The following is a 12826-nucleotide window of genomic DNA, read 5'->3' as shown; positions in this document are numbered from 1 at the left end:
TGCAGTGGCCAAGGCAAGGCGCAGCTGACATTTGTCGCGACCAACCGGCAATTTCACCCTGTTTTGATCCCGCACGACTGAACTCATCGTACCTCTCGGCGACAAGGGGCCGGTGATTTGCTATGCTCACGCCGCATTTTTTTGGAGAGCAGACGCACATGTCCCCAGGACAGAAGATTTCCAGAGCCATCTTGCAATGGCCGGTCAGCGGCTTGGTCAATCACAAAAGCCTGCCGGAAAATCCCATCACAGAACTCAAACTGGATCCGGCCAGACCCATCGTCTATGCCCTGAAAACCAGCTCGATCACCGACCTGATGACCCTGCAGCAATGCTGCGAGGATCTCGGTCTGCCCGGCCCCTTCACGCCGCTGGAACTGAACGGCCAGCTGCTGCCGCGCTATGTCTGTCTGGATCGTCCGCCTCCCCTGTTCGGCAAGCGCAGCAAGCCGCTTCCCTTCCTGCAGGAGTTCCACCAGCTGCTGGATCTGCACAAGCAGGATCCGGCGCTGGATATCCAGGTGGTACCCGTCACCCTGTTCTGGGGCCGCGCCCCGGGCCGGGAAGGGGAAGAGGCCTCCGGCCTCAACATCATCAGCAGCTTGGCGCCGAACCGGCTGAAGAAGGCGCTCATCGTGATCCTCAAGGGTCGCGAGAACCTGGTGCGCTTCTCCCCGCCCCTCTCCCTGCGCTACATGGCAGACAAACACGGTACCGACGAGGCCATCGCCCACAAGCTGGCGCGGGTCGCCCGTACCCACTTCAGCCGCCAGCAGCTGGCGGCCACCGGACCGAAACTGCCGAACCGCAACCTGCTGTTCAAGCAGCTGCTGGATTCGAGCGTGATCCAGCAGGCCATCGCCGAAGAGGCGCAGCGGGAGAACATCAGCCTGGAGAAAGCGCAGAAACGCGCCCACAGCTACATGGACGAGATCGCCTCCGACTTCTCCTACCGGCTGATCCGCCTCGGCGAGAGCTTCCTCGGCTGGCTGTGGCACAAGCTCTATCGCGGCCTCTCGGTCAACGGCGCCGAAAAGGTGCGCCAGCTGGCCCAGGAAGGGCACGAGATCGTCTATGTGCCCTGCCATCGCAGCCACATGGACTACCTGCTGCTCTCCTATGTCATCTATCACCAGGGCATGGTGCCGCCCCATATCGCGGCGGGCATCAACCTCAACTTCTGGCCGGCGGGCCCCATCTTCCGCCACGGCGGTGCCTTCTTCATCCGCCGTACCTTCAAGGGCAACCCGCTCTACAGCACGGTGTTTCGCGAGTACCTGAACCTGCTGTTCGCCAAGGGCTACTCGGTGGAGTTCTTCACCGAGGGAGGTCGTTCGCGCACCGGCCGCCTGCTGCCGCCCAAGACCGGCATGCTGGCGATGACCCTGCAGGCCATGATGCGCGGGCTTGACCGCCCGGTCACCCTGGTACCCGTCTACCTCGGCTACGAGCATGTGATGGAGGTGAACACCTACCACAACGAGCTCAAGGGCAGCCGCAAGGAGAAGGAGAGCTTCCTGCAGGTGCTCGGCATCCTGCGCAAGCTGCGCAACTACGGCCGCGGCTTCGTCAACTTCGGCGAGCCGCTCACCCTCAACAGCTACCTGAGCGAGCATATTCCGGACTGGAAGGATCACATCGGGGAAGAGGAGCGCCCCGAATGGATGGCCGGCACGGTCAATACCCTGGCCGATCTGCTGATGACCCGTATCAACGGCGCCGCCGCCGTCAACGGCCTGACCCTGAGCGCCCTGGCACTGCTGGCCGCCGAGCGCCATGCCCTGACCCGTGACGAGTTGCAGGCCCAGCTCAACACTTATCTGGATCTGCTCAAGGCGGTGCCCTACAGTGCCCAGAGCACCATCCCGGACGAGGATGCCGACACCCTGCTGGATCAGGCGCTGGAGCTCAACAAGTTCGAGGTGAGCGAGGACAAGCTGGGCCAGATCATCAGCCTGGATCGCTACCAGGCGATCCTGCTGACCTACTACCGCAACAACATCCTCCACCTGTTTGCCATGCCCTCCCTGGTGGCGGCACTGATCGACCGCTGCGAGGGGATCTCCCGCGGCGAGATCATCGCTCGCTGCGTCGACATCTATCCGCTGCTCAAGACCGAGCTGTTCCTGCGTTACGAAGAGGAGGAGCTGCCGGAGCTTATCGATGCCCTGCTGGCCGAGCTGCAGCGCCAGCAGTTGATCGAGGCACGCGACGGCGGCTACTGGGTCAACCCGGGCAACCAGATGCGCCTGTTGCTGCTGGCCGAAAGCATCCAGGAGACCCTGCAGCGCTACGCCATCGTGCTGACCCGGGTGCTGGCCCAACCCTACATAGAGGCAGAGCAGCTGGAGGCAGACGGCCTGATGATGGCGGAGCGCCTCGGCACCCTGCACGGCATCAACGCCCCCGAGTTCTTCGACCAGAAGCTGTTCAGCACCCTGATCCACACCCTGCGCAAGGAGGGTTACCTCTCCGCCGAGAGCAAACCGGATCTGGGACGCTTCCAGGCGCTGGCGGACAACATAGTGCCGCTCCTGAGCACCAAGATCCGCCGCACCATCCGGGCCGGCAACCAGCGCTGATCCTCACTACAAATGAAGAAGGCCGCATGATGCGGCCTTCTTTTTGCTCGGGGAGTAGTCACCCCAGCAGGTAGTCGAGCACCAGCCCGGCGAACACCAGAGCCCCCACATAGTTGTTGTTGAGGAACGCCTGGAAGCAGGCCTCCCGCTGCCGTTCGCGAATGAGCCGCTGCTGATAGACGAACAGCACGGCGGCCCCCAGCAATCCCCAGTAGTAACTGCTGCCCAGCGCCATCAGCTGGCCGACCAGCAGCAGGATCAACAGGGTGGCCAGCTGCAGCACGCCGATAATCCGCTTGTCGTGACGGCCAAACAGGATGGCGCTCGACTTGAGCCCCAGCTTGAGGTCATCGTCCCTGTCCACCATGGCGTACTGGGTATCGTAGGCCACGGTCCACAGCAGGTTGGCGATAAACACCAGCCAGGCCACGGCCGGCAGTGCGTTGGCCTGCGCCGCATAGGCCATGGGGATCGACCAGGAGAAGGCCATGCCGAGCACCAGCTGGGGGATCGGAATGAACCGCTTCATGAAGGGATAGCTTACCGCCAGCAGCAGGCCGACGAACGACATGGCGATGGTGAGGGAGTTGAGGGTCAGTACTAGGCCAAACGAGATCAGGGCAAGCACGAAGAAGAGCGCCAGTGCCTCGCGGGGATCCACCTTGCCGGTCGGCAGGGGACGCCCCGAGGTGCGTTTGACGTGACCGTCGAAGTTGCGATCCGCATAGTCGTTGATGACGCAGCCGGCCGAGCGCATCAGAAACACGCCGACCACAAACACCGTCAGCACCCAGAGGTTTGGCAGTCCGCCGGCCGCCAGCCAGAGTGCCCACAGAGTCGGCCACAGCAGCAACAGGGTGCCGATGGGCTTGTCGATGCGGGCCAACTGCAGATATGCCAGACCCCGCTCCTTGGTTAACAGATTCACTCCAGCTCCTTGTCACAGACGAGAGAGGGCAGAAACAGCTCGTGAACCAGCAATGGCCACTGCCCCAGAAACAGACGGGAACGACGTCCCCAGACGATGGCGGCGGGGCAACGGGGATTGTCGGCAATGGCAAAACGGGCCAGCTGCAGATGATCACGTCGCACCGGCTCATTGCCAAACACCCGCTCCCCCAGGGGTTGCTCCCCCAGTTCGGCCAGCCCACTGCCCTGCAGCGCCGCGTCGGCCAGCAGGGTCCAGCCCAGCACGGCCGGGCCCAGATCGCCGTGGAGGATCACCTCCCGGCAGATCCCGGCAGGGGATGCAGCATCCACCAGCCACTGCTCATCGGTGGTCAACGAGACGGGGCGATTGCCCAGCCATTCGACCGAGAAGTGCCGATTGTGTTGGCGCAGACGCCGGGTCATGGAGCCGGGCTCCAGCAGCCAGGGACGCAGGCTGGCCGGCAATTCGCAACTGTCGGGGGCCAACCACCCGGTTAACGGCGTGAGGGGAACAGTCAACTCGGACTTCACAGCTTCACCATCCAGAGATTTCCGTGTTCAGGTTAAAATCCGGTTTATTATCCGTAAATCAATAGCGAAATGTAAGAACATCCGTGCTTGACGCCCCCTTTGGCAGCATCAAAAATGGTGTATCTTCCGCCGATGAGCCATCTATATGAAGATCTTCAAAATTTTGCTGGTGTTGTTGCTGAGCGTGGGCGCCCTGCAGGTACGGGCTGCCGATGAAGAACCCGCCGCCGAAGGGGCCGAGGGAGCCGCCAAACCCGGATTTGCCTACCATGCGCTCGATCCGGATATCATCACCAACTACCTGAGCAACGGCAAAACCCTCGGCTACGTCAGGGTCACGGTGGAGTTGATGGCCGAAAACGAGGCCGACCTCAAGCTGCTGGAGCAGCATGACCCCCTGATCCGCGACGCCATCATTCGCCTGATGGGCAGCAAGAGCGCCGATCAGATCAAGTCTCTGGTCAGCCGCGAGGAACTGCGCAAAGAGTGCGAGACCAAGGTCAACGAGTTGTTGCTCAAGGAGACCGGCAAGAAAGCCGTCCGCGAGCTGATCTTCACCAAGTTCCTCTATCAGTAATTTCCCACGGATCAGACGCTTATTGGCATTCAGGCCAATAAGCGTCCGGCGCCTGTTTATTCGAAATGAAAATTGATTACAATACGCTCGTCGAGTCGTAGAGGTAGTCGTTATGGGCAGCAAGACCCTGTGTGAGTGGCGTCGCCATGAGATCCCCGCGGATCTCAAGGTGCTGCGCAAAATCGTGCGCAAACCCAAATTCGTCTGCGGCAAGTGTGCCCGCAGCGCCAACGACAAGAGTTATCTGTGCCAGCCGCTGCGGTTGAAAAAAGAGGAGTAGGGAAAAATCCGACGAGGCCCTATTGATCGGTCCAGCCCTGGCGCCCCTGTTCGAACAGCCTGCGCGCCTGCATGTCGTTGGGGCAGACGCCGCGGTACTCCTCCCCGGAGCGCCCGGCCAGATAGAGATGCTCCGGGCGGCAATACCAGGCCAACCCTTTCTGATGCCCTTGCTGCCACAGCTCGCCATCCACCTTGTCGCCACACTGGGCACGATGGAACTCGATCCGCTCGGTGGTGAAGCCCAGCTTGCCGTCAGCCTCCCCCACCTCGCTCCACACCTTTTCGCAGGGATCATCGTTGGAGACACAGCCCCCCAGCAGGGCGGCAACCAGTATGACGGTGAGTCGCATAATCATCCTTGAGTGTCGTTTGAGCAGTTCATTCTAGCCAGAGCCTTGCCCCTCACCAAGCCTTCGCCCCCATTCCTGTGAGCCGCACAAAAAAATCAGGCGGGCTCAATGCCCGCCTGTTCATTTCATATCGTGGTTCACTGGTCATCGAAAGCGTCGTCATCCTGCCAGCTTTCGTCTTCCCATTGCTCCAGCTCGTCTTCCCAGGATTCCGGCTCCCATTCATCATCGAGATCGTAATCCGGCTTGTGTCCACCCATGCTCATTCTCCTTGGATAGTGCACCCGCACTCAAAGTCTATCCAGAAAAATGGGGCTCGCCAGTCAGGGAAAGATCAAAGCTTGACCAGGGTGCGACCCGCGACCTGGCCTTGCGTGATGGCCTCGGCGGCCTCGACCACCTGCTCCAGCCCTATCTCGGTCACCGCCTGCTCGAAGAAGCTGGCGGGCAGATCCCGAGCCAGGCGCTGCCACGCCTGTTGACGGCGCGCCAGTGGGCACATCACGGAGTCTACTCCCTGCAGACGCACGTTGCGCAGGATGAAGGGCATGACGGTGGTAGGCAGATCGAAGCCCCCCGCCAGACCGCAGGCCGCCACGGCGCCGCCATAGTTCATCTGGGCCAGCAGCTTGGCCAGCACCTGACTGCCGACGGTATCGACTGCCCCGGCCCACAGCTGCTTCTCCAGCGGCTTGGCAGGCTCCAGCAGTTCGCTGCGCGGCACGATGCGGCTGGCCCCCAGGGCAGTCAGCATCTCACCCTGCTCCTCGGGCCGACCGGTCAGGGCCGCTACCTTGTAGCCTTTTGCCGCCAGCAGCGCGACCGCAGTGGACCCCACCCCGCCGGCGGCGCCGGTCACCAGGACCTCGCCGCTCTCCGGGGTGAGCCCCGCCTCCTCCAGCGCCAGCACGCAGAGCATGGCGGTGAGGCCGGCGGTACCGATGCACATGGCCTGACGGGCATCCAGTCCGGCCGGCAGCGGCACCAGCCAGTCCGCCTTGACTCGCGCCTGCTCGGCCATGCCGCCCCAATGTCCTTCACCCACGCCCCAGCCGGTCAGCACCACCTGATCACCGGGCTGATAGCGGCTGTCGGCCGATTCGAGCACGGTACCGGCGAAGTCGATGCCCGGCACCAGCGGCCACTGGCGGACAATCTTGCCCTTACCAGTGATGGCCAGCCCGTCCTTGTAGTTGATGGAGCTGTAGCTCACCGCTACCCGTACTTCGCCTTCCGGCAACTGGCTCTCGGCCAGCCGGGTGAGGGTCGGAACCGTCTTGCCGTCTTGGTTTTCCAGTAACAGGGCCTTGAACATGAGTCTCTCCTCGAGATGAAGCATCAAATCAGCACAGCAGCGCATATCTGCCACGGCGCTCCGTAAATCGTCCTACTGGCTTTCGAGATCAGCCAGACAGCGGGAAAGGGTGCGGGCCAGGGCCCCCTGATTGCACAGCACCACGGCGCGGGCCTGCTCTCCCATCTCGCGACGCCGGCTCTCGTCGGCCAGCAGCGCACTCACCCTCTCCCCCAACTCGGCCGCATCGGCCACCACGGCGGCGCCACCCTGTGCCACCAGCTGGCGGGTGATGTCGCTAAAGTTGAAGTAGACGGGACCGGTCAGGCAGGGTTTGCCGAGCGCCGCCGGCTCCAGCAGGTTGTGGCCCCCCACCTTCACCAGACTGCCGCCGACGAAAGCCAGATCGGCCGCCGCCAGCATCAGCGGCAACTCGCCCATGGTATCACCCAGATAAATCTTGTCGGTTGCGGTGACCGGGGCGGCGCTGGTGCGGCGCACACAACCATAAGAGGCGCACAACTCGGCCACCCGATCGAAGCGCTCCGGGTGGCGCGGCACCAGGATAAGCAAGGCATCGGGGTGACTGGCCAGTACCAGGTCGAAGGCAGCCAGCACCTGCTCGTCCTCCCCCTGATGGGTGCTGGCGGCGATCCAGACCGGCCGCTCCGCCCCCAGTTGCTGACGCAGGGCGCGGCCCCTGGCCTGCACCTCATCACCAAACTGGATATCAAACTTGATGGAGCCGGTCACCGCCAGTCGATCGCGTTCGATGCCGAGCCGGGCGAAGCGATCGGCGTCGTCCTGATGCTGGCAGAGCAAGCGGGTCAGCGGCCGGCTGAGGGCATCAAAGGCTCCCTGAAAGCGGGCATAACGCTGGCAGGAACGCTCCGAGAGGCGGGCGTTGATGATGGTCACCGGCAGATGGCGTTTCTCGCAGGCCGCCAGCCAGTTTGGCCACAGTTCGGTCTCCATCACCCAGAGCGCGCGGGGCTTGAAGGTGTCGAGAAAGGCCGCTACCGCCCAGGGGTAATCGAGGGGCGCATAGCGGTGTACCACCAGATCGCCGAGCTTGGCTGCCTGTTCGGCGCCGGTGCGGGTGGTGGTGGTGAGCAGGATCGGCAGATCGGGCCGCTCCGCTTTCAGGGCGCGAATGAGTGGCGTGATGGCCAACGTCTCCCCCACGCTCACCGCATGGATCCAGAGCGGCGCCTCCTGATTGGTGGCGGGCAGCCGACCCAGATGCTCGGCCCAGCGTTTGCCAAAGCCGGGCTTGCCCTTCTTCGGCTTGTAGAGCGCCAGCAGCGCCAGCGGTAATCCCAGATGGATCAGCAGGTTGTAGAGCAGGCGATAGGGCATCTTACTCGCTCTGCTCCAGTTTGTTGCACGCCTCGATCACCTGCTCCGGCGGCAGATCGATCAGGCATTTGAGGTGGCCGAACTTGCAGGTGCGCTTGAAGCAGGGGCGGCATTCGATGTCGGTGTGGACTATCTCGACCCGATCCGCCAGCGGCGGGGTATAGAGCGGCGAAGTGGAGCCATAGACTCCCACCAGCGGCCGGTTGAGGGCGGCGGCGATGTGCATCAGGCCGGAGTCGTTGGAGATGACCCGACCGGCCAGCGCCATCAGGTCGATCGCCTCGTGCAGGCTGGTCTTGCCCGCCAGCACGTGGCAGTTGGGGCGAGTCAGCATGTTGACCCGATCCCGGATGGTGTTGGCTACCGCCACGTCCTTGTTCGAGCCGAAGATCCACACCTGCCAGCCCTCGTCCAGGTGCTGCTGGGCCACCACGGCGTAGTGCCCTTCCGGCCAGCGCTTGGCCGGGCCGAACTCGGCGCCGGGGCAGAGCACCAGCACGGGGCGACGCCGATCCAGCCCGAGCCGCGCCAGCGCCTTGTCCTGATTGACCAGATCGACGTGAAGCGCGGGATGGGGAATGGCCGGAATATCGGCCCGGCTCTTCATCTGCGCCTTGGGATAAGCCAGCGCCAGATAGCCCTCCACCATCAGCGGGAAGGCGGACTTGTTGCTGCGCAGATCGTTGAGCAGGCCGAAGCGCTGCTCCCCCTTCCAGCCGGTTCGCACCGGGATGCCGGCAAACCAGGGGATCAGGGCAGACTTCATGGAGTTGGGCTGGACGATGGCCTGATCGTACTTTTCGGCCGCCAGCTGTTTGCCGAGGCGGCGGCGGGCCAGCAACTTGAAGTCGCCGTGACCGAGCGGCATGGTTATCGCCTTGTCCACCTCGGGCATCCGCTCCAGCAGGGCGCAGCACCAGGCGGGCGCCATCACGTGGAGTTCGCACTCCGGGTGGTTGGCCTTGATCGCCTTGTAGAAGCTCTGGGACATCACCATGTCGCCGACCCAGGAGGGGCCGATCACCAATATTTTCATCACGCGTCTTCTCTCGGGGCTGGCCCGGCTGTTGATCATCACTGGCCGAGATTATGCCCCAAGAATGGTCGGAGAAATAACAGAAGATCCCGGTGGCCCCGCTGAACGGTTCAAAACGAGCGCCACTCAGCACACCTAGGGCCGGATGCCCCGACCATGCCCCGCCCGTCGTTTTAGGCTAGAATGGGCGCCAATTTGAGCATGGCCCGCCAGCCGGGCAGCAACCGTGAGCCCTCATCAGTGAAAAAACCGACTCTGGCCGCCGTTCTGATCGTCAAGAATGAAGCCGACAACCTGCGCAAGTGTCTCGCCTCCCTCGACGGGCTGGTGGACGAGATCGTCATCATGGATTCCGGCAGCCAGGACGACACCCCGGCCATCGCCGCCGAATTCGGCGCCCGCTTCTTCGTCAACAAGGTGTGGCCGGGATTTGGCAAGCAGCGCCGGTTGGCCCAGTCGCACGTGCAATCCGAATGGGTGCTCTGGCTGGATGCAGACGAGCGACTCACCCCCGAGCTGAAAGAGGCCATCGCCGCCGTCATGGCTAACCCGGCCAGCGACACCATCTACTCGATCCCGCGCCTCTCCTGGGTATTTGGCCGCTTCATCCGCCACAGCGGCTGGTATCCGGATCGGGTGCTGCGCCTCTATCCCAAGGCGCTCACCGGCTACAACGAGGCACTGGTGCACGAGAAGGTGGAGGTACGCGCCAACATGAAGATCGTCAACCTCCATGGCGACCTGCTCCACTTCACCTATCGGGATCTGGAGCACTATCTGGTCAAATCCGCCGGTTACGCCCGGGCCTGGGCCGATCAGCGCACCGCCCGCGGAAAGAAGGGTTCTCTCAGCCAGGGGCTGGTGCATGCGCTGGGCTGCTTCATCAAGATGTACCTGCTCAAGGCGGGTTTCCTCGATGGCAAGCAGGGGCTGCTGCTGGCCATCCTCTCCGCCCACTCCACCTTCGTCAAATACGCCGACCTCTGGGTGCGCCAGCAACCCGGGCAGCCGGAGTAACAGGCATTCCGGCACTCGCCACCGGATACGAAACAGGGCCCCGAGGGGCCCTGTTTGCATTACTGCGGGTCGTTGCCGCGCCAGAAGGGGGCGGCCCAGCGAGCCATTTCTGGCACCATGGCCTTGGGATCGAGCTGGCTCATGTCCTCCGGATGATCGCTGTCCTCCGGCGGGCTGAAGGCGAGATGACGCCCTTCACTGTTGAGCGGCTTCCAGCGCAGCGGTGTGGCGGAGCGGCGCATCGGGAAGAAGCCGATGGTCGGCACGTCCAGCGCCCCGGCGATGTGTAGCGGGCCCGTACTGCCGGCGATAAACAGGGCGGCGTTGGCCAGCACCTGACAGAACATCGGCAGCCCGTCGCTGGAGCGGTAGATCCAGCCGTTGCCGCCGTGGGCCAGCAGCTCGGCCGCCAGCTGCTCGGCCATCTTCTCCTCGCCGGGGCCGGCGGTCAGTACACACTGCAGCTCGGGGCAGGCCTGGTTCAGCTTGATGATGATGCGGGCATACTGCTCGATGGAGAGGTTGTTGGCCGAGCCGCCGCTACCGGCATGCACCATCAGCCAGGGGCGGCTGGCATCCAGCTTCAGCCTGGTGGCCAGCTGTTCGCGCACCTGTCGCAGCGCCGATGCATCAAACTGCAGGAAGGGGGTATGGGGCTCTACCACCGCCACCTGATGATCGGCCAGGAAGCGGCGGATCAGCTCCAGGTTGTACTCAGACTCGGGCTTGAGAGAGCGGGAGCGGCGCTGGATCAGGCGCTGGTTGTAGAGCACCTGGGCCAGCTTGGTGGCTGGCGCCAGGCGATAAGGGATGTGCGCCTTCCACACCAGCATGGCGTTGCGGGAGTTGGAGAAGAGGCAGATGGACGCATCGAACGCGGCCGCCTTGATGCGCGCCAGCAGCGCGCGCTGTTGCTCCTTGTCGGCACGGACACCCGGATCGATGAGCACCTCGTCAATCCAGGGACAGAGCCGGGCCAGCGGCGCCGTATAGGCGGGAACCAGGGCAGTCACATGACATTCCATGGACTCCTTGAGCATGGCGAAACTCGGCCAGGCCAGCATGAAGTCACCAATCTTGTCATTGCGAACGACCAGAATACGTTTCATAAAAAATCCCTTTGCTCCCTGTCACCAATGCAAGGAGGCTTGATGCGCGATGCGGGTATTCTTGCCTGATGCAGGGCTATTCTCAAGTGAAGACGCCAGCGTGCCCCGATTTAAGCGACCAAATTGTGCATCTTGCGCCGCTTCCTGCGGCAAACTGACGCTACCGCTCTCGCGGCAAGCCCTCAACAGACCCTATAATGCGACCAAATTTCCAGGTTGCAGGACTGCAAACATGACTACCAGGGTAATTTATCCGGGGACCTTCGACCCCGTGACCAATGGCCACGCCGACCTGATCGGCCGCGCCGCCAAGCTGTTTGACGAAGTCGTGGTCGGCGTTGCCAACAGCCCGAGCAAACGTCCGCTATTCGATCTGGCAGAACGTGTCCAACTGGTTCAGCAAGTGACCCGTCACCTGCCCAACGTCAAGGTGGTGGGGTTCTCCGGCCTGCTGGTGGATTTCGCCAGAGAGCATCAGGCCAATGTGCTGATCCGCGGCCTGCGCGCCGTCTCCGACTTCGAGTACGAATTCCAGCTGGCCAACATGAACCGCCGCCTGATGCCGGAGCTCGAAAGCGTGTTCCTCACGCCAGCGGAAGAGAACTCCTTCATCTCCTCTACCCTAGTAAAGGAGGTGGCGCTGCACGGTGGCGACATCCGCCAGTTTGTCGACCCTGTAGTAGCCCAGGCCATCGCCACCAAACTGGGCCGCTGAGCAGGGGTTCTTCGCAACAAACAGGCTACCCGAGGGTAGCCTGTTTCATCAGGGCGCCTTGCTCGCCTGGCCTTGGGGTATATCGGCAAACTGTCGCTCGATCACATCCTGCAGCTGATCGAGCCACTCGTAACGACGCCGGTACATGGCGCGCTTCCTGGACGCCACCTCCTCCAGCGGTTTGCGCAGCGCTGGCTGCAGGGCCACGAAGTTGGCATCCACATCCTCGGCACCAAACTCCTGCCACAGCTCATCATAATCGGCCAGCAAGTTACCCTTCTGTTTGCGGCTGTAGCGTTTGGCCTGAAAGACGTGGGCCCGCTTGCGCACCGCCAGCACCCGCTCGCCCCCCATGGCCCGGGCCAGTTGCAGCACCAGCATGACCAGCAGTGACTTGGGTCGCAGGCCGTGTCCTTCCCTGGTCAGCTCGCGCACCCGCGCCTGAGCCTGCTCGACTGCAGGCTCGGGCCCCTGCATGGAGCCTATCATCAGCTCGGGATGGGCAACCGATCCCGCCAGCGAGAAGGCGCAACTGTAGAGACGCAACCCCTGTGGATCGACGATGGAGAGTGCCAGCTCGGCCTCCCGGCGAAAGGTACCATCATGGCGCAGCAGGATGCTGCAATCGCTCTGGGGATAACGCCCCAGCTCGACCCCTTGCCCCAGATAGAGCGGCTCAATGAGAGTTGGATAGCGTGCCAGCAGCAGGCGATAGTGATCCTCCAGCATCTCGACCCGCTCGCGGGCGCGGGCACAGGCGAAGCGATAGGGTCGCATCGGCTTGTCGAGCAACTCGGGATAGCGGGTGGGCAACGCCTTGAGAGGGGCGGCCTGAAACAGGCTGAAGACCCGGTGCAACGACTTGCGATAAAGCAGGCTGCGCAGTACGAACTTGCCGCGGTTGAAGGTCTTGCGGGCACATCCCTCCGGATAGAGGTAACGGGCCATCCTTTTTGCGCAATAGCGCTCCTGCCGGGATAAATATTCCCAGTCTATTGATTTTACTGTCATTTTATATCTCTAACCGCCTGAACGGCCGGAATA

General features: G+C 62.9%; 14 protein-coding genes. 5 read left to right on the top strand and 9 right to left on the bottom strand.

The window, feature by feature from the left end; translation table 11 throughout:
- The first annotated feature begins 158 nt into the window (after window positions 1-158).
- Complete coding sequence (plsB, locus tag I6L37_RS04830; RefSeq protein WP_216993403.1) at window positions 159-2582, top strand: glycerol-3-phosphate 1-O-acyltransferase PlsB; 2424 nt, start codon at window positions 159-161, stop codon at window positions 2580-2582.
- Between the two features lie 58 nt (window positions 2583-2640).
- Here plsB and ubiA read toward each other — a convergent pair whose 3' ends face one another.
- Together ubiA and I6L37_RS04820 are read right to left on the bottom strand one after the other, a co-directional pair.
- Window positions 2641-3510 (bottom strand): 4-hydroxybenzoate octaprenyltransferase, encoded by an 870-nt coding sequence (gene ubiA, locus I6L37_RS04825; protein WP_201982746.1) that lies wholly within the window; start codon window positions 3508-3510, stop codon window positions 2641-2643.
- Window positions 3507-4043, bottom strand: a complete 537-nt coding sequence (locus tag I6L37_RS04820; RefSeq protein ID WP_042027235.1) for a chorismate lyase — start codon at window positions 4041-4043, stop codon at window positions 3507-3509. The genes ubiA and I6L37_RS04820 overlap by 4 nt, the downstream gene beginning before the upstream one ends.
- Before the next feature lie 145 nt (window positions 4044-4188).
- Between I6L37_RS04820 and I6L37_RS04815 the strand changes: the two genes are divergently transcribed.
- Together I6L37_RS04815 and I6L37_RS04810 are read left to right on the top strand one after the other, a co-directional pair.
- Window positions 4189-4620: a flagellar basal body-associated FliL family protein gene (locus I6L37_RS04815; RefSeq protein ID WP_216993402.1), complete on the top strand. Its 432-nt coding sequence runs from the start codon at window positions 4189-4191 to the stop codon at window positions 4618-4620.
- A gap of 112 nt (window positions 4621-4732) precedes the next feature.
- Window positions 4733-4900, top strand: a complete 168-nt coding sequence (locus I6L37_RS04810) for a hypothetical protein (protein ID WP_216993401.1) — start codon at window positions 4733-4735, stop codon at window positions 4898-4900.
- Between the two features lie 19 nt (window positions 4901-4919).
- Here the strand turns inward: I6L37_RS04810 and I6L37_RS04805 are convergent, their stop codons facing one another.
- The 5 genes from I6L37_RS04805 to waaF all read right to left on the bottom strand — a co-directional run bounded on the left by I6L37_RS04805 (window position 4920) and on the right by waaF (window position 8941).
- Window positions 4920-5252 (bottom strand): DUF2799 domain-containing protein, encoded by a 333-nt coding sequence (locus I6L37_RS04805; RefSeq protein ID WP_026458168.1) that lies wholly within the window; start codon window positions 5250-5252, stop codon window positions 4920-4922.
- A gap of 137 nt (window positions 5253-5389) precedes the next feature.
- On the bottom strand, window positions 5390-5512 hold the full coding sequence (locus tag I6L37_RS22170) for a hypothetical protein (protein ID WP_260391510.1): 123 nt from the start codon (window positions 5510-5512) through the stop codon (window positions 5390-5392).
- A gap of 74 nt (window positions 5513-5586) precedes the next feature.
- Window positions 5587-6567 (bottom strand): MDR family oxidoreductase, encoded by a 981-nt coding sequence (locus I6L37_RS04800; protein ID WP_216993400.1) that lies wholly within the window; start codon window positions 6565-6567, stop codon window positions 5587-5589.
- A gap of 72 nt (window positions 6568-6639) precedes the next feature.
- The gene (gene waaA, locus I6L37_RS04795) at window positions 6640-7905 is read right to left on the bottom strand and encodes a lipid IV(A) 3-deoxy-D-manno-octulosonic acid transferase (protein WP_216993399.1); all 1266 of its coding nucleotides are present in this window, start codon (window positions 7903-7905) and stop codon (window positions 6640-6642) included.
- A 1-nt stretch (window position 7906) separates the two neighbouring features.
- The gene (gene waaF, locus I6L37_RS04790; protein ID WP_216993398.1) at window positions 7907-8941 is read right to left on the bottom strand and encodes a lipopolysaccharide heptosyltransferase II; all 1035 of its coding nucleotides are present in this window, start codon (window positions 8939-8941) and stop codon (window positions 7907-7909) included.
- 240 nt (window positions 8942-9181) lie between these two features.
- On the opposite strand from waaF, the gene I6L37_RS04785 reads away from it, so the two are divergent.
- A complete protein-coding gene (locus I6L37_RS04785; protein ID WP_026457506.1) occupies window positions 9182-9958 on the top strand; it encodes a glycosyltransferase family 2 protein in 777 nt (258 codons plus the stop codon).
- 59 nt (window positions 9959-10017) lie between these two features.
- Here the strand turns inward: I6L37_RS04785 and I6L37_RS04780 are convergent, their stop codons facing one another.
- Window positions 10018-11067 (bottom strand): glycosyltransferase family 9 protein, encoded by a 1050-nt coding sequence (locus I6L37_RS04780; RefSeq protein ID WP_026457507.1) that lies wholly within the window; start codon window positions 11065-11067, stop codon window positions 10018-10020.
- A gap of 232 nt (window positions 11068-11299) precedes the next feature.
- Between I6L37_RS04780 and coaD the strand changes: the two genes are divergently transcribed.
- On the top strand, window positions 11300-11782 hold the full coding sequence (coaD, locus tag I6L37_RS04775) for a pantetheine-phosphate adenylyltransferase (RefSeq protein WP_201942396.1): 483 nt from the start codon (window positions 11300-11302) through the stop codon (window positions 11780-11782).
- Window positions 11783-11830: 48 nt separating this feature from the next.
- On the opposite strand, the gene I6L37_RS04770 is transcribed toward coaD, so the two are convergent.
- Window positions 11831-12730 carry a VirK/YbjX family protein gene (locus tag I6L37_RS04770; RefSeq protein ID WP_254203545.1) on the bottom strand — a complete coding sequence of 300 codons (900 nt, stop codon included), beginning with the start codon at window positions 12728-12730 and terminating at the stop codon, window positions 11831-11833.
- Window positions 12731-12826: the final 96 nt, after the last annotated feature.

Origin of the sequence: Aeromonas sp. FDAARGOS 1407 (assembly GCF_019048725.1) — a bacterium.
Taxonomy (GTDB): domain Bacteria; phylum Pseudomonadota; class Gammaproteobacteria; order Enterobacterales; family Aeromonadaceae; genus Aeromonas; species Aeromonas enteropelogenes.
Note: the sequence above shows the minus strand (reverse complement) of the source record. Positions and strands in the feature narration are given on the sequence as shown.